At 67.6% G+C, this 21862-nt stretch carries 22 protein-coding genes; 17 read left to right on the forward strand and 5 right to left on the reverse strand.

Annotated features, from left to right (window positions below; genetic code table 11):
• Positions 1–24: 24 nt before the first annotated feature.
• Genes ACAM42_RS03890 through ACAM42_RS03900 form a run of 3 tightly spaced genes read right to left on the reverse strand, consistent with a single transcriptional unit; the run spans position 25 to position 2357 of the window.
• Positions 25–582 carry a TRAP transporter small permease gene (locus tag ACAM42_RS03890; protein WP_070060225.1) on the reverse strand — a complete coding sequence of 186 codons (558 nt, stop codon included), beginning with the start codon at positions 580–582 and terminating at the stop codon, positions 25–27.
• A 9-nt stretch (positions 583–591) separates the two neighbouring features.
• Positions 592–1602: a sialic acid TRAP transporter substrate-binding protein SiaP gene (locus ACAM42_RS03895; protein ID WP_307582850.1), complete on the reverse strand. Its 1011-nt coding sequence runs from the start codon at positions 1600–1602 to the stop codon at positions 592–594.
• A gap of 47 nt (positions 1603–1649) precedes the next feature.
• The gene (locus tag ACAM42_RS03900) at positions 1650–2357 is read right to left on the reverse strand and encodes a FadR/GntR family transcriptional regulator (protein WP_062471117.1); all 708 of its coding nucleotides are present in this window, start codon (positions 2355–2357) and stop codon (positions 1650–1652) included.
• 165 nt (positions 2358–2522) lie between these two features.
• On the opposite strand from ACAM42_RS03900, the gene ACAM42_RS03905 reads away from it, so the two are divergent.
• Genes ACAM42_RS03905 through ACAM42_RS03915 form a run of 3 tightly spaced genes read left to right on the forward strand, consistent with a single transcriptional unit; the run spans position 2523 to position 4893 of the window.
• Positions 2523–3257 (forward strand): SDR family oxidoreductase, encoded by a 735-nt coding sequence (locus tag ACAM42_RS03905; RefSeq protein WP_062471114.1) that lies wholly within the window; start codon positions 2523–2525, stop codon positions 3255–3257.
• Positions 3254–4009: an SDR family NAD(P)-dependent oxidoreductase gene (locus tag ACAM42_RS03910; protein WP_070060223.1), complete on the forward strand. Its 756-nt coding sequence runs from the start codon at positions 3254–3256 to the stop codon at positions 4007–4009. Before ACAM42_RS03905 ends, ACAM42_RS03910 begins: the two co-directional genes overlap by 4 nt.
• 35 nt (positions 4010–4044) lie before the next feature.
• The gene (locus tag ACAM42_RS03915; protein WP_159278639.1) at positions 4045–4893 is read left to right on the forward strand and encodes a fumarylacetoacetate hydrolase family protein; all 849 of its coding nucleotides are present in this window, start codon (positions 4045–4047) and stop codon (positions 4891–4893) included.
• On the opposite strand, the gene ACAM42_RS03920 is transcribed toward ACAM42_RS03915, so the two are convergent.
• The gene (locus ACAM42_RS03920) at positions 4883–5770 is read right to left on the reverse strand and encodes a LysR family transcriptional regulator (RefSeq protein WP_369631176.1); all 888 of its coding nucleotides are present in this window, start codon (positions 5768–5770) and stop codon (positions 4883–4885) included. The two genes, ACAM42_RS03915 and ACAM42_RS03920, sit on opposite strands and share 11 nt — an antisense overlap.
• A 108-nt stretch (positions 5771–5878) precedes the next feature.
• Here ACAM42_RS03920 and ACAM42_RS03925 point away from each other — a divergent pair, with 108 nt between their 5' ends.
• From ACAM42_RS03925 to ACAM42_RS03985, 13 genes are all read left to right on the forward strand, one after another.
• Positions 5879–6637: an SDR family oxidoreductase gene (locus ACAM42_RS03925; protein WP_070060220.1), complete on the forward strand. Its 759-nt coding sequence runs from the start codon at positions 5879–5881 to the stop codon at positions 6635–6637.
• A 149-nt stretch (positions 6638–6786) separates the two neighbouring features.
• The gene (locus ACAM42_RS03930) at positions 6787–7491 is read left to right on the forward strand and encodes a TetR/AcrR family transcriptional regulator (protein ID WP_070060219.1); all 705 of its coding nucleotides are present in this window, start codon (positions 6787–6789) and stop codon (positions 7489–7491) included.
• A 75-nt stretch (positions 7492–7566) separates the two neighbouring features.
• Positions 7567–9363 (forward strand): acyl-CoA dehydrogenase C-terminal domain-containing protein, encoded by a 1797-nt coding sequence (locus ACAM42_RS03935; RefSeq protein WP_070060218.1) that lies wholly within the window; start codon positions 7567–7569, stop codon positions 9361–9363.
• A gap of 43 nt (positions 9364–9406) precedes the next feature.
• Entirely contained in the window at positions 9407–9841 is a 435-nt protein-coding gene (locus ACAM42_RS03940; protein WP_070060217.1) for a DUF2147 domain-containing protein, read from the forward strand.
• Positions 9842–9864: 23 nt separating this feature from the next.
• Positions 9865–10140 (forward strand): hypothetical protein, encoded by a 276-nt coding sequence (locus ACAM42_RS03945; protein WP_369631177.1) that lies wholly within the window; start codon positions 9865–9867, stop codon positions 10138–10140.
• A gap of 168 nt (positions 10141–10308) precedes the next feature.
• Complete coding sequence (locus ACAM42_RS03950) at positions 10309–12708, forward strand: 3-hydroxyacyl-CoA dehydrogenase/enoyl-CoA hydratase family protein (RefSeq protein ID WP_369631178.1); 2400 nt, start codon at positions 10309–10311, stop codon at positions 12706–12708.
• Positions 12709–12719: 11 nt separating this feature from the next.
• On the forward strand, positions 12720–13919 hold the full coding sequence (locus ACAM42_RS03955) for an acetyl-CoA C-acyltransferase (RefSeq protein ID WP_070060215.1): 1200 nt from the start codon (positions 12720–12722) through the stop codon (positions 13917–13919).
• Between the two features lie 130 nt (positions 13920–14049).
• Complete coding sequence (locus ACAM42_RS03960) at positions 14050–14955, forward strand: alpha/beta fold hydrolase (RefSeq protein WP_159278635.1); 906 nt, start codon at positions 14050–14052, stop codon at positions 14953–14955.
• Between the two features lie 32 nt (positions 14956–14987).
• The gene (locus ACAM42_RS03965; RefSeq protein ID WP_369631179.1) at positions 14988–15827 is read left to right on the forward strand and encodes an acyl-CoA thioesterase; all 840 of its coding nucleotides are present in this window, start codon (positions 14988–14990) and stop codon (positions 15825–15827) included.
• A gap of 4 nt (positions 15828–15831) precedes the next feature.
• Positions 15832–16578: an SDR family oxidoreductase gene (locus ACAM42_RS03970; RefSeq protein WP_369631180.1), complete on the forward strand. Its 747-nt coding sequence runs from the start codon at positions 15832–15834 to the stop codon at positions 16576–16578.
• A 55-nt stretch (positions 16579–16633) separates the two neighbouring features.
• Positions 16634–17227, forward strand: a complete 594-nt coding sequence (locus ACAM42_RS03975; protein WP_369631181.1) for a 2-hydroxychromene-2-carboxylate isomerase — start codon at positions 16634–16636, stop codon at positions 17225–17227.
• 201 nt (positions 17228–17428) lie between these two features.
• A complete protein-coding gene (locus ACAM42_RS03980) occupies positions 17429–18193 on the forward strand; it encodes an enoyl-CoA hydratase (RefSeq protein ID WP_070060210.1) in 765 nt (254 codons plus the stop codon).
• Between the two features lie 195 nt (positions 18194–18388).
• Positions 18389–19507, forward strand: coding sequence for an ABC transporter substrate-binding protein (locus ACAM42_RS03985; protein WP_139701560.1), 1119 nt, complete (start codon positions 18389–18391; stop codon positions 19505–19507).
• Between the two features lie 7 nt (positions 19508–19514).
• Here ACAM42_RS03985 and ACAM42_RS03990 read toward each other — a convergent pair whose 3' ends face one another.
• A complete protein-coding gene (locus ACAM42_RS03990) occupies positions 19515–19958 on the reverse strand; it encodes an acyl-CoA thioesterase (RefSeq protein WP_139701454.1) in 444 nt (147 codons plus the stop codon).
• Positions 19959–20000: 42 nt separating this feature from the next.
• Between ACAM42_RS03990 and ACAM42_RS03995 the strand changes: the two genes are divergently transcribed.
• Positions 20001–21836, forward strand: a complete 1836-nt coding sequence (locus ACAM42_RS03995) for an ABC transporter ATP-binding protein/permease (RefSeq protein WP_369631182.1) — start codon at positions 20001–20003, stop codon at positions 21834–21836.
• Positions 21837–21862: the final 26 nt, after the last annotated feature.

A 21862-nucleotide genomic window follows, 5' to 3' on the forward strand; every position in this document is an offset into this window, starting at 1 on the left:
TCGTTGTGGGGTGGGGTTGCGACCTCAGCGGTCGTCGATCGTGGATTCGGGCCGCTCCAGCACGCAGTAGCCGCGGCGCCAGTGCACCACGCTCACCTGCACCGAGCGCACGCACATGGCGACGAAGCCCAGCAGGCACACGCCGTAGACGATGTTCATCGGCAGGTCGACGATGGTCATGCTCGCGTTGTTGCCGATCTTGAGCATCATCTGCACCGTCATGACCACCGCTGCCGCGAAGAACGCGGTGCGCAGCACGTCGACCAGCAGGCCCAGCGCGCGGCCCATGGCCGGCGGCATGTGGCGGTAGAAGAAGTCGACCTGGATGTGGTTGTTGCGCGCCACGCCGATCGACGCGCCCACGAACACCGTGCCCACCAGCAGGTAGCGCGCGATCTCCTCGGTCCAGGAGGCCGAGTCGTTCAGCACGTAGCGCGTCACGAACTGGTAGAGCACCGTGAGGCCCAGCACCCAGAAGATGCCCAGGGCGGCCCAGGCCTCCACGGTGGTGCCGGACAGGTCGACGGCCTCGTCCTTGGCGTGGAATTCGCCGTCGTCGCCCAGCAGCTTGTCGTCACTCATCGTGTGGCCTTACTTGATCGCGATGATGCGGTCGTAGTCCTGCTGGCGGTAGCCGTGGTCGGTGGGCTTGGTGTTCTTGAGCACGGCCTCGCGGAAGGCGCCCTTGTCGACCGTGATCACGTTGTTGCCCTTCTTCTTGAACTCCTCCACCAGCCGGGTCTCGGAGGCGATGATCTCGCGGCCGGTTTTCTCGGCGGCTTCCTGCATCACGTCGTTGAACATCTTCTTCTCGTCGGCGCTGAGCTTGGCCCACAGCTGGCCCGAGACCACGGTGAGCAGCGAGTCGACGATGTGGCCGGTCAGCGAGATGTTCTTCTGCACCTCGTAGAACTTCTTGGCCTCGATGGTGGGCAGCGGGTTTTCCTGCGCATCCACGGTGCCGCTTTGCAGCGCGAGGTAGACCTCGGCGAAGGCGATCGGCGTGGCGTTGGCGCCCAGCGATTTGGGGAAGGCCAGGTAGGCGGGCGCGTCGGGCACGCGGATCTTCAGGCCCTTCATGTCCTCGGGCTTGCTCACCGGCTTGGCCGCGCTCGAGGTGACGTGGCGCGCGCCGTAGTAGTTGAGCGCCGTGATGTGGTTGCCGGTCTTGTCGTCGTAGCCCTTGGCGAGTTCCTTGAACACGTCGCTCCTGGCGTACTTCAGCTGGTGCTCCGCGTCGCGGAAGATGAACGGAAAGTAGGTGATGGCCAGCGGCTTGTAGCTGTTGCCCGCGAAGCTCGCGCCGGTCAGCACGATGTCGACCGTGCCCAGCGTCAGGCCCTGGTTGATGTCGGCTTCCTTGCCCAGGCTGGAGGCTGGGAACACCTGGATGTCGTACTTGCCGTTGCTGCGCTTCTTGATCTCCTCGGCCGCCCACACCGAGTACTTGTGGAAGGGCTCCGAGGTCTCGTAGACGTGCGCCCACTTGAGCTTGGTCTGCGCCGAGGCGATGCCCGTCGCGCCCAGCGCGCCGGCCGCGAGGGCGCAGGCGGCCAGGGCCTTGAGGGCGGTGCGTTTGCTGTTCTTGCTGCTGCTGATCATGGGGTGTGTCTCCGTTGTAGTGAACTGGCAGGAAGGCTGGCGAGAAATCAGGCGGGCTTGGCGCGGCGCCAGCTCGCGCTGAAACGGTGGTGCGAGTTGTCCATGTGCGTGTGCATCGCGCTGCGCGCGGCGTCGGCGTCGCGCGCGGCAATGGCGTCGCGGATCGCCTCGTGCTCGGTGATGGCGGCGCGCCACGAGGTCACGGTCTCGAAGTAGCCGCCCAGCCGCGTGAAGATCGGCCCGCGGCGCGAATCCCAGAAGCCCTGCACCGTCTCGACCAGCACCACGTTGCCGCTGGCGCCGACGATGGCCAGGTGAAAGGCGCGGTCGCCGTCCAGCGGCATGACGTTGCGGTCGGCCATCTCGCGCATGGTGGCGATGGCGCGCGTCATCGCGTCCACGTCCTTGCGCTTGCCCGAGAGGGCGGCGATGGCGGCGGTCTCGCCCTCGATCACGCGGCGCGCGCGGATCAGCTCCAACGGCCCCCACTCGGTGGGCGCCACCGGTGCGCTCGCGCGGTGCGAGCGGTCGAGCACGTACACGCCCGAACCGGTGCGCACTTCGACCCAGCCCTCGACCTCCAGCGCGATGAGCGCTTCGCGCACCGACGGCCGGCTCACGCCCAGCTGCTTGGCCAGATCGCGCTCGGCGGGCAGGCGCGCGCCCACATCGAACTCGCCCTTGGCGATCAGCCCCCGGAGCTGGTCGGCAATCTGGCGATAGAGGCGTTGGGGTTCGACGGTCTGGAGCGGCACAGGAGCAGGGTGTGGGTGCGGGCGAGGCGGTGGATCGGCTTAAGGGTTGTCCTGAATTGGACAAGTGGTAAGGCCAATTCAGAATACGGCGATTCACAGATGTCACCCATCGGGCCTAACCCGAACCCACCCCGCATCCGCAGAACACCCCAGGAGACACCGACCATGAGATTGAAGGGAAAGACCGTGCTCGTCACCGCCGCCGGCCAGGGCATCGGCCGCGCCAGCGTGCTGGCGCTCGCGGCCGAGGGCGCCCATGTGTGGGCCACCGACGTCAACGAGCAGCTGCTGTCGGCCTATGCCGGCGTGGCGAACGTCACGGCCCTGAAGCTCGACGTGCTCGACAAGGCGGCCATCGGCGCGGTCGTGGCGCAGCTGCCCACGCTGGACGTGCTGTTCAACTGCGCGGGCGTGGTGCACAACGGCACCATCGAGCAGGCCGGCGACGACGACCTCGACTTCGCCTTCCGCCTCAACGTGCGCGCGCAGATGTGGACCATCCAGGCCGTGCTGCCCGGCATGCTCGCGGCCGGGCGCGGCAGCATCATCAACATGGCCAGCGTGTGCTCCAGCATGAAGGGCCTGCCCAACCGCTTCGTCTACGGCACCACCAAGGCGGCCGTGCTCGGCCTCACCAAGAGCGTGGCGGCCGACTACGTGGCCCGCGGCATCCGCTGCAATGCCGTGTGCCCGGGCACGGTCGACACGCCCTCGCTGGGCGATCGCATCAACGCCAACGCCGACCCCGAGGCCGCGCGCAAGGCCTTCGTGGCGCGCCAGCCCATGGGCCGGCTCGCGCAGGCCGAGGAGATCGCGCCGGTGGTCGTCTTCCTGGCGAGCGACGAATCCATCTTCGCCACCGGCCAGTACTTCACGGTCGACGGCGGCATCACGATATGAACCGGCTCGATTTCGAAGGCCGCCACGCCGTGGTCACCGGCGGTGCCACGGGGCTGGGCTTCGGCATCGCGCAGCGGCTCGTCGCCTCGGGCGGCAGCGTCACGCTGTGGGACCGCGACGAGGCCGCCGCCGGGCGCGCGGCCGAAGCGCTGGGCGCCAAGGCCTTCGCGTTGAAGGTCGACGTGACGCAGCAGCCGTCGGTCGCGAAGGCCGTGGCCGCCACGCTCGCGCACGCGCCGCGCATCGATGCGCTGGTCAACAGCGCCGGCATCACCGGGCCCAACGTCAAGCTGTGGGACTACCCGGTGGACGACTGGCGCCAGGTGATGGAGGTCAACGTCAACGGCGTGTTCCTGTGCTGCCGCGAGGTGGTGGCGCAGATGCGCAGGCAGGGCACGAAAGGCGAAGGCCGCATCGTCAACATCGCCTCGGTGGCGGGCAAGGACGGCAACCCCAACGCCAGCGCGTACAGTGCGAGCAAGGCCGCCGTCATCGGGCTCACCAAGTCGCTCGGCAAGGAGCTGGCCGACACCGGCATCCGCGTGAACTGCGTGACGCCCGCGGCGGTGAAGACCGCCATCTTCGACCAGATGACCCCCGACCACATCGCCTTCATGCTTTCGAAGATTCCCATGGGCCGCTTCGGCACCGTGGAAGAGGTGGCGGCGATGGTCGGCTGGCTCTGCACCGACGATTGTTCGTTTTCCACCGGCGCGGTCTTCGACCTCTCCGGTGGCCGCTCCACCTACTGACCCCATTCCCTATTTCAATGCACTGAAAGGAACGCATGAAACTCGTCCGCTACGGCAACCCCGGCAAAGAGAAGCCCGGCCTCATCGACAACGAAGGCAAGCTGCGCGACCTGAGCGCCGTCGTCAAGGACATCGGTCCCGACCAGCTCGGCGATGCCGCCCTTGCCAAGCTGCGCAAGACCAAGGTCGACAAGCTGCCGCTGGTCAAGGGCAAGCCACGCTTCGGCAGCCCCGTGGCCAACGTCGGCAAGTTCATTGCCATCGGCCTGAACTACGCCGACCACGCGGCCGAGTCGGGCCTGCCGGTGCCCAAGGAACCCATCGTCTTCATGAAGGCCACCAGCTGCATCCAGGGCCCGAACGACCCGGTGATGCTGCCCAAGGGCTCGGTCAAGTCCGACTGGGAGGTCGAGCTGGGCGTGGTCATCGGCACGAAGGCACGCTACGTCTCGCAAAAGAGCGCACTCGACTACGTGGCCGGCTACTGCACCATCAACGACGTGAGCGAGCGTGAATACCAGATCGAGCGCGGCGGCACCTGGGACAAGGGCAAGGGCTGCGACACCTTCGGCCCCATCGGCCCCTGGCTCGTCACGCGCGACGAGATCGAGAACCCGCAGAAGCTCGCCATGTGGCTCGACCTCAACGGCCAGCGCGTGCAGACCGGCAGCACCAAGACCATGATCTTCAGCGTGGCCAAGCTCGTGAGCTACGTGAGCCAGTTCATGACGCTGATGCCCGGCGACGTGATCACCACCGGCACGCCGCCCGGCGTCGGCATGGGCATGAAGCCGCCGCTGTTCCTGAAGAAGGGCGACGTGATGACGCTGGGCATCGAAGGCCTGGGCGAGCAGCGCCAGGACGTGGTGCCCTTCAAGCTCTGAGCACGCGCACCAGCTCGTCGTACACCAGCCGCACGCGCGCCGGCACCGGCGCGCGCTGCGGGCGGTAGACGTGGATCGGCCAGGGCTCGGGCGCCTCGGCTGCCAGCACCTCCACCAGCGCACCCGACTGCAGCCACGGCTGCGCCAGCGGCCCGATGAGCTGGCCGAAGCCGATGCCCGCCAGCACCGCGGCGCATTCGGCGTCGATGTTGTCCGTCACGAACGCGGGCGACGACACGGTGAACACCCGCTTCTTGCTGAAGGCCCACGGCCAGGGCCGGCCCGAGCTGTGGTCGATCAGCGCCGTCACCGGAAGCGCGGACAGCGCATCGACGGTGCGCGGCGCACCGACCCGCTCGATGAGCGCGGGTGATGCCACCACGCACAGCGACATCTTTCCTACACCCCGCGCCACGAAGCGCGCGTCGCGCATCGGGCCGACGCGCACGCCGAGGTCGATCTGCTGGTCGACCACGTCGGCATGCTGCTCCGACAGCCGCAGGTCGAGCACCAGCCCGGGATGCTGCGCCAGCAGCGGCGCCAGCGCCTGCGGGATCAGCCGGGCGTACACATGCGGCGCCGTGACCCGCACCGTGCCCGTGTGCTGCGACAGCGCGCGCCGGTCGATGCGATGAAAGAGGTCGTCCACGCCGCCCACGGCCACGCGGGCGCGCTCGGCGAGCTGGCGCCCGAAATCGGTGAGCTGCACGCCGCGCGTGCTGCGGTGAAAGAGCGGTTCGCCCAGCTCTTCTTCGAGTTCGCGCACCGCGCGCGTCACCACCTGCGGCGACACCGACAGGCGCACGGCCGCCTCGCGGAAGTTGGCGGCATCGGCGGCGGTGAAGAACACGCGCAGGGCTTCGAGGCGGTTGGACATGGGGTGTTCCTTTTTGAGGAATTCTGAAGTCGCCAGAGTTTCATTTACTGGAACGCGTGGATTTTCCACACTGCATGCACTTCTTCAACACATCCCAAAGGAAATTCCATGACCTCCATTCAAGACAACATCCAGGGCAAGGTCGCCATCGTCACCGGCGCCAGCAGCGGCCTGGGCGAATCGACGGCCCGCCACCTGGCCGCGCGCGGCGCCAAGGTGGTGCTCGCGGCCCGTCGCACCGACCGGCTCGACCAGGTCGTCGCCGAGATTCGCGAGGCCGGCGGCGACGCCATCGCCGTGGCCACCGACGTGGCGAAGCGCGCCGACCTGGAAAAGCTCGCGGCCGCCACCGTCGAGGCCTTCGGCCGCATCGACGTGCTGGTCAACAACGCGGGCGTGATGCCGCTGTCGCCGCTGGACAAGCTCAAGGTCGACGAGTGGGACCGCACCATCGACGTCAACATCAAGGGCGTGCTCTACGGCATCGCCGCCGTGCTGCCGCGCATGCAGGCGCAGGGCAGCGGCCACATCGTCAACGTCGCCTCCATTGCCGGGCTGAAGGTGTTCACGCCCATCGGCACGGTCTACAGCGCCACCAAGCACGCGGTGCGGGCCATCTCAGAGGGCCTGCGCGTGGAGGTGGGCAACAGCGGCGTGCGCGTGACCATCGTGTCGCCCGGCGCGGTGGACTCGGAGCTGAAGTTCGGCAGCAGCGACGCCGAAAGCGCCGCCGGCGTGAAGGCCTTCTACGACGCCAACCAGATTCCGGCCGACTCGGTGGCGCGCGCCATCGTCTACGCGGTGGAGCAGCCGGCCAACGTAGACATCAACGAGGTCGTGCTGCGGCCGGTGTCGCAGGAGTTCTGATCCCGCGGGGCAAGGGTGCGGCCCCCTGGCGGCCGCCCCTTGCTTTGGCTAACCTTTATTAACCCAGCGCCACCCAAGGTCATTTGCGGTCAAAAGTGCAAAGCCCCTGCAAAATAGAACGACCGTTCGTTTTATTCGGAGCTTTCACGATGTCTGCCACCGCCGTTCCCGCCAAGCCGGCCCGCGCCGCCCCCAAGGGCCAGCAGACCAAGGCCATCATCGTCGACGCCGCGCTGGCGCTGGCCGCGCAGATCGGGCTCGAGGGCCTGTCGATCGGCGCCGTGGCCGAAATCACCAAGATGAGCAAGTCGGGCGTGTTCGCCCACTTCGGCTCGCGGGAGGAACTGCAGATCTCGGTGGTGCGCGAGTACCACGCGCGCTTCGAGCAGGAGGTGTTCTTCCCCGCCCTGCAGGCCCCGCGCGGCCTGCCGCGCCTGCGCGCCATGTTCGCCAACTGGATGAAGCGCACCTCGACCGAGATCGACTCGGGCTGCATCTACATCAGCGGCGCCTCCGAGTTCGACGACCGCCCGGGCCCCGTGCGCGACGCGCTGGTCGAGTCGGTCAGCATCTGGCAGGCCGCCGTGCTGCGCGCCATCGTGCAGTCCAAGACCGAAGGCCACCTGCGCGCCGACGCCGACGAGCGCCAGGTCGGGTTCGAGATCCACGGCCTGATCCTCGCGCTGCACTACGAAGCCCGCTTCCTGCAGGTGCCCGGCTCCATCGGCCGCGCCAACGTCGGCTTCGACAACATCCTCGCGCGCGCCGCCACGCCGGACGCGCCGCCTGCTTCCAATGCCGCCGAGTCCGCGCCCGCTGCGCGCGGCACGCGCCGGCTCAAGACCGTGCGCTGAGCGCCACGGTTGCCCGTTTCGTTTTTCCGTTTTCGTTTTTTCCAATCTATCTAGCTTCGACCAGGAGAGTCCCGGATGCCTACCTACAACCCCCCCGTGCGTGACATGCAGTTCGTGCTGCACGAAGTGCTCAACGTCGCCGAGGAACTCAAGGCACTGCCGGCCCACGCCGAGACCGATGCCGACACCATCAACGCCGTGATCGAAGAGGCCGGCAAGTTCGCGGCCGAAGTCACCTTCCCGCTGAACATCAGCGGCGACGAAGAAGGCTGCGTGCTCGACAAGGCCACGCACGAAGTGAAGACGCCCACGGGCTTCAAGGACGCCTACGCCAAGTACGTCGAAGGCGGCTGGCCTGCACTGTCGTGCGACCCGGCCTTCGGCGGCCAGGGCCTGCCGTTCGTGGTGAACCAGTGCCTGTTCGAAATGCTCAACAGCGCCAACCAGGCCTGGACCATGTACCCGGGCCTCTCGCACGGCGCCTACGAGGCACTGGCCGCGCACGGCACCGACGACCAGAAGAAGACCTACCTGCCCAAGCTCACGAGCGGCGAGTGGACCGGCACCATGTGCCTGACCGAACCCCATTGCGGCACCGACCTGGGCCTGCTGCGCACCAAGGCCGAGCCGCAGGCGGACGGCACCTACCGCATCACCGGCAGCAAGATCTTCATCTCGGCCGGCGAGCACGACATGACGAGCAACATCATTCACCTGGTGTTGGCTCGCCTGCCGGACGCGCCCAAGGGCAGCAAGGGCATCAGCCTGTTCGTGGTGCCGAAGTTCCACGTCAAGGCCGACGGTTCGCTGGGCGAGCGCAACCCGATCTTCTGCGCCGGCCTGGAGCACAAGATGGGCATCCACGGCAACGCCACTGCGCAGATCGTGATCGAAGGCGCCACCGGCACGCTGGTGGGCGAGCCCAACAAGGGCCTGGCCGCCATGTTCGTGATGATGAACGCCGCCCGCCTGGGCGTGGGCAACCAGTCGCTCGGCCTGACCGAAGTGGCCTACCAGAACGCACTGGCCTACGCCAAGGACCGCATCCAGATGCGTTCGCTCTCGGGCGTGAAGGCCAAGGACAAGGAAGCCGACCCGATCATCGTGCACCCCGACGTGCGCAAGATGCTGCTCACGGCCAAGGCGTACGCCGAAGGCGGCCGCGCGCTGCAGATCTTCTGCACGCTGCTGCTGGACAAGGAACACAACCACCCTGACGAAAAGGTGCGCAAGGACAGCGGCGAGCTGGTCGCGCTGCTCACGCCCATCGTCAAGGCCTTCATCACCGACAACGGCCACATCGCGACGAACTCGTGCATGCAGGTCTTCGGTGGCCACGGCTTCATCAAGGAATGGGGCATGGAGCAGTTCGTGCGCGACAACCGCATCAACATGATCTATGAAGGCACCAACACCATCCAGTCGCTGGACCTGCTGGGCCGCAAGATCCTGGGCAACAACGGCGCGTCGCTGAAGAAGTTCGGCAAGCTCGTCGCCAAGCTGGTGGAAGAAGAAGGCGTGAACGAGAAGATGGCCGAGTTCATCAACCCGATCGCAATGCTGGGCGACCAGCTCACCAAGTTCACCACCGAGATCGGCTTCAAGGGCTTCCAGAACCCCGACGAAGTGGGCGCCGCCGCCGTCGACTACCTGCGCGTGGCTGGCCACTTCGTGTTCGGCTACCTGTTCGCCCGCATGGCGCAAGTGGCGCTGCGCGAAATCGCTGCCGGCAACAACGATCCGTTCTACGTCGCCAAGCTGCAGACCGCACGCTTCTACTTCGCCAAGCTGTTCCCCGAGACCGTGATGCTGATGCGCACCGCGCGCGCCGGCAGCAAGGTGTTGATGGACACCGACGCCGCACTCGCTTAAGCGGCACACAGCCTTTCTTCATCGACCCACCGGGAGCCCGCTCATGAAAGCAACGCTTGCAGCCGTCTTGTTCACCGTCACCGCCGTCTCGGCCATGGCCCAGAGCACGCCGGTGGGCCTGTGGCGCAACGTCGACGACAAGACGGGCGAGGCCAAGGCCGAGATCCGCATCGCCGAGACCAACGGTGCGTTGCTCGGTCGCATCGAGAAGTCGTTGAAGAAAGACACCAAGCCCGACGCCACCTGCGACGAATGCGCCGACGACCGCAAGGGCAAGCCCATCGCGGGCCTGGAGATCATCCGTGGCGGCAAGAAGGCCGAGGGCAAGGACGTCTGGGAAGGCGGAAAGATCCTCGACCCCGAGAACGGCAAGGAATACCGCGCGAGCTTCACGCCGATCGACGGCGGCAAGAAGCTCGAGGTCCGTGGCTACCTCGGCCCGTTCTGGCGCACCCAAACCTGGAACCGTGTGCAGTAAGTGTGCAACGGAGGGCAGGTGACATGAGCGTCTCGTCGGGAAAGTTGATCGGTGGCCTTGCTCTCGTGGTGGTTGCTGCTGGTGCGGCCGCTGTCATCACCTTTATTGGGGTACTCGCAACTGTCCCCCTTGCACCCGGGTACAGAGGTGGCGGCGGCGCGATGGCATTCCCGTGGTGGGTCGGTTTCGGTTGGGCGATCTGCGGTCTGTTGGGTTTTGGAGGACTGGTTCTCTTTGCAAATTCACTGGAAGCAGACGAATCGCCATCGACACCAGGTGCCGAGTCGGACTCGGCGTAGCGCATCACCGATGCAGCGGAGGTTCCCTTTTGTTTTTTGATAGCTTGACCCACTCCCGTAGCTGCTCACTTCGTGTAGCAGCCTCCCCCTCAAGGGGCAGCACCAGCGGTCCGGCCAAACCGGTTCCGCGGTGTTTCCCGAACTGATTCATAACTTCGAAACTCAGCCATGTCCCGATTTCAAGTGAAGAAGGTCGCCGTGCTCGGCGCCGGCGTGATGGGCGCGCAGATTGCCGCCCACCTCGTCAACGTGCGCGTGCCTGTCGTGCTGTTCGACCTGGCCGCAAAAGAAGGCCCGAAGAACGGCATCGTCACGCGCGCCATCGACAACCTCAAGAAGCTCAAGCCCGCGCCCCTGGGCGACGTGGCCGACGCAGGCCTGATCGAGCAGGCCAACTACGAAGACGACCTCGCCAAGCTCGGCGAGTGCGACCTCATCATCGAGGCCATCGCAGAGCGCATGGACTGGAAGCTCGATCTCTACAAGAAGATCGCGCCGCACGTGGCCAAGCATTCGATCCTGGCCTCGAACACCTCGGGCCTGTCGATCACCAAGCTCAGCGAAGCACTGCCTGAAGCCCTGAAGCCGCGTTTCTGCGGCATTCACTTCTTCAACCCGCCGCGCTACATGTTCCTGGTGGAGCTGATCAACACGCCCACCACCCAGCCGCAGGTGCTCGACGACCTCGAGGCCTTCGTCACCAGCACGCTCGGCAAGGGCGTGGTGCGTGCGCACGACACGCCCAACTTCATCGCCAACCGCGTCGGCATCGCCGGCATGCTGGCCACGCTGAAGGAAGTCGAGAAGTTCGGCCTCACGCCCGACGTGGTGGACGACCTCACCGGCAAGAAGCTGGGCCGCGCGAGCTCGGGCACTTTCCGCACCGCCGACGTGGTGGGCCTGGACACCATGGCCCACGTCGTGAAGACGCTGCAGGACAACCTGAACGCCGAGACCGATCCGTTCTACGCCAACTTCGCGACGCCGCCCGTGCTCGCCAAGCTGCTGGAGCTGGGCAACCTGGGCCAGAAGACCAAGGCCGGCTTCTTCAAGAAGGCCGGTCGCGACATCCTGCGCTTCGACCTGAAGAGCGGCGAGTACGTGCCCGCCGGCGCCAAGGCCGACGAGGTGTACGGCCGCATGCTCAAGAAGCCCGCGGGCGAACGCCTGAAGCTGCTGCGCGAGAGCGAAGGACCGCAGGGCCAGTTCCTCTGGGCCATCCTGCGCGACGGTTTCCACTACGCCGCCGTGCACCTGGCCGACATCGCCGAGAGCGCGCGCGACATCGACTTCGCGATGCGCTGGGGCTTCGGCATGAAGCAGGGCCCGTTCGAACTCTGGCAGGAAGCCGGCTGGGCGCAAGTCGCCAAGTGGGTGCAGGAAGACATCGACGCGGGCAAGGCACTGAGCACCGCACCGCTGCCCAAGTGGGTCTTCGAAGGCCCGGTTGCGCAAGCGGGCGGCGTGCACACGCCCGAGGGCTCGTGGAGCGCGTCGCAGAACAAATTCGTGCCGCAGCGCAAGCTGCCCGTGCACGATCGCCAGCTGTTCCCCGAGAGCGTGCTCGGCGCGAACGCGGCCGATGCCCACACGGCCGGCACGACGATCAGCGACGAAGGCGATGTGCGCGTGTGGACGCTCGACGGTGAAGTGCTCATCGCGAGCATCCAGTCGAAGATGCATGCCATCAGCCCCGACGTGGCCGAGGCGCTGGGCGCCGCGGTTGACCTGGCCGAAGCCGAATACAAGGGCCTGGTGATCTGGTCGCCCGACGAGGTGTTCTCGGTCGGCGCCGACCTGCAGGCGATGCTGCCGGCCTTCGTGGTCGCCGGTATCGGCGCGGTCGAAGGCGCGGAAGAAGAGCTGCAGAACGTCATGCTCAAGATCCGCTATGCCAATGTGCCGGTGATTTCGGCCGTGCGCGGCATGGCGCTGGGCGGCGGCTGCGAGCTGGCCATCCACTCGGCCAAGCGCGTCGTCGCGATGGAAAGCTACATCGGCCTGGTCGAAGTCGGCGTGGGCCTGATCCCCGGCGCGGGCGGCCTGACCTACATCGCACGCCGCGCTGCGGAGAACGCATCGGCCTCGACGGGCACCGACCTGCTGCCGTTCCTCACCGAAGGCTTCACCGCCGCGGCGATGGCGAAGGTGGGCACCGGCGCGCTCGACTCGAAGAAGCTGGGCTACCTGCTGGACAGCGACGTGATCGTGCCGAACAAGGACGAGCTGCTCTACGTGGCACTGCAGCAGGCCAAGGCCATGGCCGACGCCGGCTACCGCCCGCCGCTGCGCCGCACCTTCCGCGTGGCGGGCCGCAGCGGCGCCGCGACGATCAAGGGCCAGCTGGTGAACATGCGCGACGGTGGCTTCATCAGCGCGCACGACTTCCACATTGCCAGCCTGATCGCGAACGTGGTCACCGGCGGCGACGTGGACGCGGGCTCGCTCGTGACCGAGGAATACCTGATGACGCTGGAACGCAAGGCGTTCTGCTCGCTCATCGTGCACCCCAAGACGCAAGAGCGAATCATGGGGATGCTCAGCACCGGCAAGCCCGTGCGCAACTAAGGACAGATTTCATGAGCAAGCAAGTACAAGACGCCTACATCGTCTCCGCCACCCGCACGCCCATCGGCAAGTCGCACCGCGGCTACTTCCGCAACTACCGTCCCGACGACCTGCTCGCGACCACGCTGAAGGCAGCACTCGCGGCAGTTCCCGGCCTCGACCCGAAGGCCATTGAAGACATCATCTGCGGCTGCGCGATTCCCGAATCGCAGCAGGGCCTGAACGTCGCGCGCATCGGCGCGGTGCTGGCGGGCCTGCCGACCAGCATCGGCGGCATCACCGTCAACCGCTTCTGCGCCTCGGGCCTGTCGGCTGTGCAGATGGCGGCGGACCGCATCCGCGTCGGCGAGGCCGACGTGATGATCGCGGCCGGCGTCGAGAGCATGAGCATGGTGCCGATGATGGGCAACTCGCCCTCGCTGTCGCCCTCGATCTTCGAGCGCGAAGGCGACGTGGGCATTGCCTACGGCATGGGCCTCACGGCCGAGAAGGTCGCGCAGCAGTGGAAGGTGAGCCGCGAGGCGCAGGACGCGTTCGCGCTGGCCTCGCACCAGAAGGCACTGGCCGCGCAGGCCGCCGGCAAGTTCGCCGACGAGATCACACCGATCGAAGTGACCGACCGCACGCCGAACCTGGAAACCGGCGAGGCCATCGCCAAGACCCGCACCGTGAGCCTGGACGAAGGCGCACGCCCCGACACCAGCATCGAAGGCCTGGCCAAGCTGCGCACCGTGTTCGCCGCGCGCGGCACGGTGACGGCCGGCAACAGCTCGCAGACCTCGGACGGCGCGGGCGCGCTGATCCTGGCAAGCGAGAAGGCCATCAAGCAGTACGGCCTCACGCCGCTCGCGCGCTTCGTGAGCTTCGCCAGCAAGGGCGTGCCGCCGCACATCATGGGCATCGGCCCGATCGAGGCGATTCCGGCCGCGCTGCGCTATGCGGGCCTGAAGCACGAAGACATCGACTGGTTCGAACTCAACGAAGCCTTCGCCGCGCAATCGCTCGCGGTGATGAACACACTGGGGCTCGATCCGTCGAAGGTCAACCCGATGGGCGGCGCCATTGCACTGGGCCACCCGCTGGGCGCGACCGGCGCGATCCGCGCGGCCACCGTGGTGCACGCGCTGCGCCGCGAGAAGCTGAAGTACGGCATGGTCACGATGTGCGTGGGCATGGGCCAGGGCGCTGCAGGAATTTTCGAAAGGGTTTGAGCTAACCCCCAGTCTTCGCGCACTTCGTGTCGCTTCGCCAACCCCCTTGCAGGGGGCGACACCAGCGGCCCGGCAAAGCCGGTTCCGCGGTGTCTCGCGAAGGGACCGTGTCTGTATTGAGGAGAAGGGCATGCAACAGCAGGTTCTGCCGGTCGACGCCGGCGCCCACGTGGCGGTGCGCCGCTACGACCCCGCCGGCGCCCCGCGCGCCAGCATCGTCATCGGCGGTGCGATGGGCGTGCGCCAGTCGTTCTACGAGCCCTTCGCGCACTGGCTCGCGGGGCAGGGCCTGCGGGTCTGGACCTTCGACTACCGCGGCAGCGGCGACTCGCTCGGCGATGCGCCGCTGCGTGGTTTCCAGGCCGACCTGTTCGACTGGGCGCGCGACTACGAGGCGGTGATCGACGCCGCCAAGGCCGCGCTGCCCGACGAGCCGCTGTACCTGCTGGGCCACAGCCTCGGTGCGCAGCTGCCGGGCTTCCTGCAGCGGCCCGGGCAGGTCGACGGCCTCGTGAGCATCGCGGCCGGCAGCGGCTACTGGCGCGAGAACGCGCCGAAGCTGCGACGCAGCATCCTGTATTTCTGGTTCGTGCTGGTGCCGCTGGCGACGCGCCTGTGGGGCTACTTCCCGGGGCGCAAGCTGAAGAAGGTCGGCGACCTGCCGCGCGGCGTGATCCTGCAATGGCGCCGCTGGTGCCTGAACCCGCGCTACAGCGTGGGCGCCGAAGGCGAGCCCGCGCTGCAAAGCTATGCGCGCGTGCGCTTCCCGGTGCTCGCGCTCTCGATGACCGACGACGAACTGATGACGCATGCGGGCACGCGCAGCCTCGTGAGCTTCTACGCGGGCGCGCCGAGTGCGGTCGAGCGCATCGCGCCGGCCGACGTGCAGGCGCGGCGCATCGGCCACTTCGGCTTCTTCCGCGAGCAGTTCAGTCAGAGCCTGTGGCCGAGCACGCTCGACAAGCTGCACCGGCTCGCCGCGTTGACTGCGCCTGCGGCAGTGCAGCACGCCAACGTCCCGCACACGACTGCGTGACGTCCTCCTCCGCAGGCACACTGGCGATCACCATGAGCAGCACGACCCCACACCCCCTCGACAAAGCCCTGGCCCTGCACCACAGCGACATCCGCGTGGGGCACTTCACGGGCACCACGAGTCCCGACTACTGGAACATGGTCGGTCCGTTCGGCGGCACCACCGCGGCGCTGGCGCTGCAGGCGGTGCTCCAGCACCCTGACCTGCTCGGCACGCCCATCGCGCTGACCGTCAACTACGCGGCCGCACTCGGCGAAGGCGCGTTCGACATCCAGGCCACCGCCGTGCGCACCAACCGCTCGACGCAGCACTGGACGGTGACGATCACGCAGCCCGGCGCCGACGGCACCGCGAACATGACGACCACCGCCACCGTGGTTACCGCCGCGCGCCGCGACACGTGGAGCCAGGCCGACCTCACCATGCCCGAGGCGCCCAAGCCCGAGGCGGTCGATCGCATCCGCATCGGCCCGTCAGGCGTGGCCTGGCTCGAGCAGTACGAGATGCGCCCCTTCAGCGGCGGCATTCCCGCCAGGTGGGACGGCAGCCTGCAGCACAGCGAAACGCGCCTGTGGGTGCGCGACGCGCAGGCGCGCCCGCTCGACTTCGCCTCGCTCGCCGCGTTGAGCGACGTGTTCTACCCGCGCGTGTGGCTGCGCCGCGCCACGCACGTGCCCGCGGGCACGGTGTCGATCACCACCTACTTCCATGTCGGCGCCGCCGAGTTGGCCGAGGTCGGCACGGGCTACCTGCTGGGCTGCGCGGCGGGGCAGCAGTTCTTCAACGGCTTCTTCGACCAGAAGGCGCAGCTGTGGAGCGAGAAGGGCGCGTTGCTCGCCACGTCGAACCAGATCGTCTACTACAAGGAATGACGCGATGACGCTCACCAAGGCCGCTCTCATCGTCGGCGCGGGCGACGCCACCGGCGGCGCCATCGCCCGCCGCTTCGCGTGCGAGGGCTACGCCACCTGCGTCACGCGGCGCAGCCTCGACAAGCTGCAGCCGCTGGTGGCGCAGATCGAGGCCGACGGCGGCCGGGCCCACGCCTTCGCCTGCGACGCACGCAAGGAAGAAGAAGTGGTGGCGCTCATCGAGCAGATCGAATCGACCGTCGGGCCGATCGAGGTGATGGTGTTCAACATCGGCGCGAACGTGCCCGAGAGCATCCTCACCGAATCCGCGCGCAAGTACTTCAAGGTGTGGGAGATGGCCTGCTTCTCGGGCTTCCTCAACGGCCGCGAAGTGGCCAAGCGCATGGTGGCGCGCGAGATGCCCGCCGGCGGCCATCGCGGCACGATCATCTTCACCGGCGCGACGGCCTCGCTGCGCGGCGCCGCCAACTTCGGCGCCTTCTCGGGCGCCAAGATGGCCCTGCGCGCGTTGGCCCAATCGATGGCGCGCGAGCTGGGGCCGCAGGGCATCCACGTCGCGCACGTCGTGGTCGACGGCGCCATCGACACCGAGTTCATCCGCAGCAACTTCCCCGAGCGCTACGCGCTGAAGGAGAGCGACGGCATCCTGAACCCGGACCACATCGCCGACAGCTACTGGATGCTGCACTCGCAGCCGCGCGATGCGTGGACGCACGAGCTGGACCTGCGCCCCTGGTCCGAGAAGTTCTGACCGGCGCCGCGCTACGCATCGCATCGCGGCGCACAGCCCCAAGGAGACGACACCCATGACGAAATCCGTCGCGTTCTATTTCGACGTCGGCAGCCCCGCCGCCTACCTGGCCGCCACGCAGCTGCCGCACGTGTGCGCCGACACCGGCGCCGAGCTGGTCTGGAAGCCCATGCTGCTGGGCGGCGTGTTCCAGGCCACGGGCAACCATTCGCCCGCCGAGATCAAGGCCAAGGGCCCGTACCTCACGACCGACCTGCAGCGCTTCGCGAAGCGCTACGGCGTGCCCTTCGTGCACAACCCGCACTTCCCGATCAACACGCTGCTGCTGATGCGCGGCGCCACCGGCGTGCAGATGAAGATGCCCGAACGCTTCGGTGCGTACCTCGACGCGGTGTTCCACGCGATGTGGGTCGAGCCGAAGAACCTGAACGACCCTGCGACCGTCGGCGCCGTCTTGCAAAATGCAGGCTTCGACGCCGCAGGCCTGCTTGCGCTGGCCGGCGCGCAGGAAGTGAAAGACCGCCTCAAGGCGGTCACGCAGGAGGCGGTGGAGCGCGGCGTGTTCGGCGCCCCCACCATGTTCGTCGGCGACCAGATGTTCTGGGGCCAGGACCGCCTCGATTTCGTCCGCGAATCGCTCCAAGCTTGAGAAGGTGTGAACGAACCCGCCATGTCCGCTCATCCCGCCCAGACACGCCCCCTCGGCGTTGCAAATGCTCGCCATAGCCCGAGCTATGGCTGCGCTTTGCGCCTTGAGGGGACGCGCCTGGGCGGGCTGCTCGGCCACGCCGGATTCATTCACACCTTCTGAGCGCGTCGCCCCCCGTTTTACCTACCCAAGGATCTTTCCATGAGCGACATCCTCGTCCACACCGAAGCCGGCGTGATGACCATCACCTTCAACCGCGTCGACAAGAAGAACTCGATCACCAGCAGCATGTACGCCGCGCTGGCCGACGCGCTCGCCACGGCCGAGAGCGAAGCGGCCGTGCGCTGCGTGCTGATCCAGGGCGACCCGACGATCTTCAGCGCCGGCAACGACATCGGCGACTTCCTCAACGGCCCGGCCTCCACGCAGGAATCGCCGGTGTTCCGCTTCCTGCGTGGCATCGCCACCTTCCCCAAGCCCATCGTCGCCGCCGTGTGCGGCCCGGCCGTGGGCATCGGCACCACGATGCTGTTCCACTGCGACCTCGTCTACGCGGGCGACAACGCGGCCTTCTCGATGCCTTTCGTCAACCTGGGCCTGTGCCCCGAGGCCGCGTCGAGCCTGCTGGTGCCGCAGATGCTGGGCTACCACCGCGCCGCCGAAGCCCTGCTGCTGGGCGAGCCCTTCATGGCCGAGGCCGCGCTCGAAGTGGGCCTGGTCAACCGTGTGGTGCCGCCGACCGAAGCCAACGGCATCGCCCAGACGCAGGCGCGCAAGCTCGCGGCCAAGCCGCTGAGCGCGCTGATCGAGACCAAGCGCCTGCTGAAGAAGGCGCAGATGCCCGCCGTGCTCGAGCGCATGGGCGAAGAAGGCGCGAGCTTCGGCCGCATGCTGCGCGAGCCGGCCGCGAAGGAAGCTTTTGGCGCCTTCATGGAAAAGCGCAAGCCCGATTTCTCGAAGGTCTAAGCCTTCCGTGGACTTGCCTGCGGACGGTGCCTGCGTACACTGTTCCTCGTGCCTGCTCCAGACGTCAACCCGCCCACATCGCCCGCCATGCGGGCGATGCGTGCTACTGAAAAAGTAGCACTCGAGCCGACGCGCCGGCATGCTTTGGGCTTACTCGCGGGCTCGCTCGCGGCGCCCTCGCTGGTGCTGGCGCGCGTGCGGCCGTTGCGCATCGGGGTCATCGGCTCGTGGTCGGGGCCTTATGCGGGCGGCGGGCGCCAGTTCGATGCCGGCATGGCGGTCTGGCTGGCCGACCACAAGCAGCAGATCGCGGGCCGGCCGGTCGAGCTGCTGCGCCGCGACGTGCCCGGCAGCGCGCCCGAACAGGCGCGGCGCCAGGCGCAGGACCTCATCGAGAGCGAGCGCGTCGACCTGCTCACGGGGCTGGACTTCAGCTCCAACGCCTACGCCGTCGGCACCGTCGCCACGCAGGCGCGCGTGCCGACCGTGATCATGAACGCCGCCTCCTCGGGCATCCCCGGGCGCTCGCCGTTCATGGTGCGGGTGTCGTTCACCATCGCGCAGGTCACGGCGCCGCTGGCGCGCTGGGCGCTGCAGCAGGGGCTGCGCGACGTGTGCACCGTGGTGGCCGACTACGCCTCGGGCGTCGACGCCGAAAGCGCCTTCGTCTCCGGCATCACCGCGGGCGGCGGGCGCGTGGGCGCGATGCTGCGCGTGCCGCTGAACACGCTCGACTACTCGGCCTACATGCTGCGCCTGCGCGAGCTCAAGCCGCAGGCCGTGTTCTTCTTCCTGCCCTCGGGCCAGATGCCGGCCATCTTCCTGAAGTTCTGGCGCGACCGCGGCATGGCCGACACCGGCATCCGCCTGCTCGCGACGGGCGACGCCACCGACGACCACTACCTGGACGGCATCGGCGAACTGGCCGAGGGGCTGGTCACCAGCCACCACTATTCCTTCGCCCACGAGTCGCCGGCCAACCGGCGTTTCGCGGGCGCCTTCGAGACCGAGTACGGCAGCCACCTGCGCCCGGGCTACTTCGCCGTGGCGGCGCACGACGGGCTCGCGGCCATCGACGCCGCGCTGAGCGCGCCGGGCGCGCGCGGCGGCAAGGCGGGCGCCGAGCGGCTGGTGGATGCGTTCCGCGGCCTGCGGCTGGACAGCCCGCGCGGGCCGGTCGAGATCGACGCCCACACGCGCGACGTGGTGCAGTCGGTCTACATCCGCCGCGTGGAGCGGCGCGACGCGCGCTGGATCAACCGCGAGTTCGAGTGCTTCGAGCGCGTGCGCGACGCCGGCATGGGCGTCGCCTGAAGGCGGCTCAGGCCGCCGGCTGTTCGATGGGGCGGGGGCGGCCGTTGTCGTCGATGGCCACGTAGGTGAACGTGGCCTGCGTCACCTTGATGTACTCGCCCTGCGCCCGGAAGCGCTCGGCGAACACCTCGACCGTCACGGTGATGGAGGTGCGGCCCACGCGCACCAGCTTCGAATAGAACGAGAGGATGTCGCCCAGCCGCACCGGCTGCTTGAAGATGAACTCGTTGACCGCCACGGTGGCCTGGCGGCCCTTGGCGTAGCGCGCCGGGATCACCGAGCCGGCCAGGTCGCACTGCGCCATCACCCAGCCGCCGAAGATGTCGCCGTTGGCGTTGCAGTCGGCCGGCATCGGGATGACCTTGAGCACCAGCTCCATGTCGGTGGGCAGGCTCTTGAGGGTGGCGGCGGCCGCCGCTGCGGCGGAAGCGGCACTGGAAGGGGTGGACATGGGCACAATCTGAAGCAACAACAACACCCACGATTGTCCCCCATGCGCCGAAGCGGCGAAGCCCTTTCCTCCTCTCCCCATGCGCCCGGCGGCCACCCGCCCGCGCGCTCCGACCGTTCCGACTGGGCGACCCTGCGCCGCCTCTTTCCCTATCTCTGGCAGTACAAATGGCGCGTGATGGCCGCGCTGGCTTTCATGGTGGGCGCCAAGGTGGCCAACGTGGGCGTGCCGGTGCTGCTGAAGAACCTCATCGACACGATGACGCCCAAGCCCGACATGGCGCAGGCGCTGCTCATCGTGCCGATCGGGCTGCTGCTGGCCTACGGGTTGCTGCGCTTTTCCACGGCGCTCTTCGGCGAGCTGCGCGAGCTGATCTTCGCCAAGGCCACCGAGGGTACGGCGCGGCAGATCGCGCTGGAGGTGTTCGGCCACCTGCACTCGTTGAGCCTGCGCTTTCACCTGGAGCGCCAGACCGGCGGCATGACGCGCGACATCGAGCGCGGCACGCGCGGCGTGCATTCGCTCATTTCGATGTCGCTGTACAGCATCGTGCCCACCATCATCGAGCTGACGCTGGTGCTGACCATCCTGGGCGTGAAGTTCGACGCGCTGTTCGTGTGGATCACGGGCGCGGCGCTGGTGCTGTACATCGTCTTCACGGTCACCGTGACCGAGTGGCGCACCCAGTTCCGCCGCACCATGAACGAGCTCGACTCCATGGCCCAGAGCCGCGCCGTCGATTCGCTGCTGAACTACGAGACCGTCAAGTACTTCAACAACGAGGAGTTCGAAGCCAAACGCTACGACGCCAGCCTCGACCGATACCGCAAGGCCGCCATCAAGAGCCAGCGCACGCTGAGCATGCTCAACACCGGCCAGCAGCTGTTGATCGCCGTGAGCCTGGTGCTGATGCTGTGGCGCGCCACCTCGGGCGTGGTCGAAGGGCGCATGACGCTGGGCGACCTGGTGATGGTCAACGCCTTCATGATCCAGCTCTACATTCCGCTCAACTTTCTGGGCGTGATCTACCGCGAGATCAAGCAGAGCCTGACCGACCTGGACAAGATGTTCGTGCTGATGGAAAAGGAGCGCGAGGTGCGCGACGCGCCCGGTGCGCAGCCGCTGGCGGGCGCCGACTCGACCGTCCGCTTCGAGGACGTGAGCTTCGCCTACGAGCCCGATCGCCCGATCCTCAAGCACGTGAGCTTCGAGATCCCCGCCGGCAAGACCGTGGCCGTGGTCGGCCCGTCGGGCTCCGGCAAGTCGACGCTCGCGCGGCTTCTGTATCGCTTCTACGACGTGCAGCAGGGCCGCATCACCATCGGCGGCGAAGACATCCGCGCCGTGCAGCAGTCCAGCGTGCGCCGCGCCATCGGCATCGTGCCGCAGGACACGGTGCTGTTCAACGACACGGTCGAATACAACATCGCCTACGGCCGCCCCGGCGCGACGCGCGAGGAGGTCGAGGGCGCCGCACGCGCCGCGCGCATCCACGACTTCATCTCGGCCACGCCCAAGGGCTACGACACGACGGTGGGCGAGCGCGGCCTGAAGCTCTCGGGCGGCGAGAAGCAGCGCGTGGCCATCGCGCGCACGCTCCTGAAGAACCCGCCGATCGTGATCTTCGACGAGGCCACCTCGGCGCTCGATTCGGCCAACGAACGCGCGATCCAGTCCGAGCTGCGCAGCGCCGCGCAGGGCAAGACCACGCTGGTCATTGCGCACCGCCTCTCGACCGTGGTCGAGGCGCACGAGATCCTGGTGCTCGAATCGGGCGTGATCGTCGAGCGCGGCACGCACGCCGATCTGCTCGCGCAGCAGGGCCGCTATGCCCAGATGTGGGCTTTGCAGAAGAGCGAAGCAGTGCCGATGCTCTAGCCCGATCATTCACCCCTTCTTTCTTT

The sequence above is a fragment of the Variovorax sp. V35 genome (assembly GCF_041154465.1).
Lineage (GTDB): Bacteria > Pseudomonadota > Gammaproteobacteria > Burkholderiales > Burkholderiaceae_C > Variovorax > Variovorax boronicumulans.

Excerpts from the sequence above, each read along its gene's own strand:
- ACAM42_RS03990 (WP_139701454.1), bottom strand. The coding sequence starts at position 19,958 with ATGTCCACCCCTTCCAGTGCCGCTTCCGCCGCAGCGGCGGCCGCCGCC.
- ACAM42_RS03945 (WP_369631177.1), top strand. The coding sequence starts at position 9,865 with ATGAGCGTCTCGTCGGGAAAGTTGATCGGTGGCCTTGCTCTCGTGGTG.
- ACAM42_RS03965 (WP_369631179.1), top strand. The coding sequence starts at position 14,988 with ATGAGCAGCACGACCCCACACCCCCTCGACAAAGCCCTGGCCCTGCAC.
- ACAM42_RS03930 (WP_070060219.1), top strand. The coding sequence starts at position 6,787 with ATGTCTGCCACCGCCGTTCCCGCCAAGCCGGCCCGCGCCGCCCCCAAG.
- ACAM42_RS03895 (WP_307582850.1), bottom strand. The coding sequence starts at position 1,602 with ATGATCAGCAGCAGCAAGAACAGCAAACGCACCGCCCTCAAGGCCCTG.
- ACAM42_RS03935 (WP_070060218.1), top strand. The coding sequence starts at position 7,567 with ATGCCTACCTACAACCCCCCCGTGCGTGACATGCAGTTCGTGCTGCAC.
- ACAM42_RS03925 (WP_070060220.1), top strand. The coding sequence starts at position 5,879 with ATGACCTCCATTCAAGACAACATCCAGGGCAAGGTCGCCATCGTCACC.
- ACAM42_RS03890 (WP_070060225.1), bottom strand. The coding sequence starts at position 582 with ATGAGTGACGACAAGCTGCTGGGCGACGACGGCGAATTCCACGCCAAG.
- ACAM42_RS03910 (WP_070060223.1), top strand. The coding sequence starts at position 3,254 with ATGAACCGGCTCGATTTCGAAGGCCGCCACGCCGTGGTCACCGGCGGT.
- ACAM42_RS03920 (WP_369631176.1), bottom strand. The coding sequence starts at position 5,770 with ATGTCCAACCGCCTCGAAGCCCTGCGCGTGTTCTTCACCGCCGCCGAT.
- ACAM42_RS03915 (WP_159278639.1), top strand. The coding sequence starts at position 4,045 with ATGAAACTCGTCCGCTACGGCAACCCCGGCAAAGAGAAGCCCGGCCTC.
- ACAM42_RS03980 (WP_070060210.1), top strand. The coding sequence starts at position 17,429 with ATGAGCGACATCCTCGTCCACACCGAAGCCGGCGTGATGACCATCACC.
- ACAM42_RS03940 (WP_070060217.1), top strand. The coding sequence starts at position 9,407 with ATGAAAGCAACGCTTGCAGCCGTCTTGTTCACCGTCACCGCCGTCTCG.
- ACAM42_RS03950 (WP_369631178.1), top strand. The coding sequence starts at position 10,309 with ATGTCCCGATTTCAAGTGAAGAAGGTCGCCGTGCTCGGCGCCGGCGTG.
- ACAM42_RS03975 (WP_369631181.1), top strand. The coding sequence starts at position 16,634 with ATGACGAAATCCGTCGCGTTCTATTTCGACGTCGGCAGCCCCGCCGCC.
- ACAM42_RS03995 (WP_369631182.1), top strand. The coding sequence starts at position 20,001 with ATGCGCCGAAGCGGCGAAGCCCTTTCCTCCTCTCCCCATGCGCCCGGC.
- ACAM42_RS03960 (WP_159278635.1), top strand. The coding sequence starts at position 14,050 with ATGCAACAGCAGGTTCTGCCGGTCGACGCCGGCGCCCACGTGGCGGTG.
- ACAM42_RS03905 (WP_062471114.1), top strand. The coding sequence starts at position 2,523 with ATGAGATTGAAGGGAAAGACCGTGCTCGTCACCGCCGCCGGCCAGGGC.
- ACAM42_RS03970 (WP_369631180.1), top strand. The coding sequence starts at position 15,832 with ATGACGCTCACCAAGGCCGCTCTCATCGTCGGCGCGGGCGACGCCACC.
- ACAM42_RS03955 (WP_070060215.1), top strand. The coding sequence starts at position 12,720 with ATGAGCAAGCAAGTACAAGACGCCTACATCGTCTCCGCCACCCGCACG.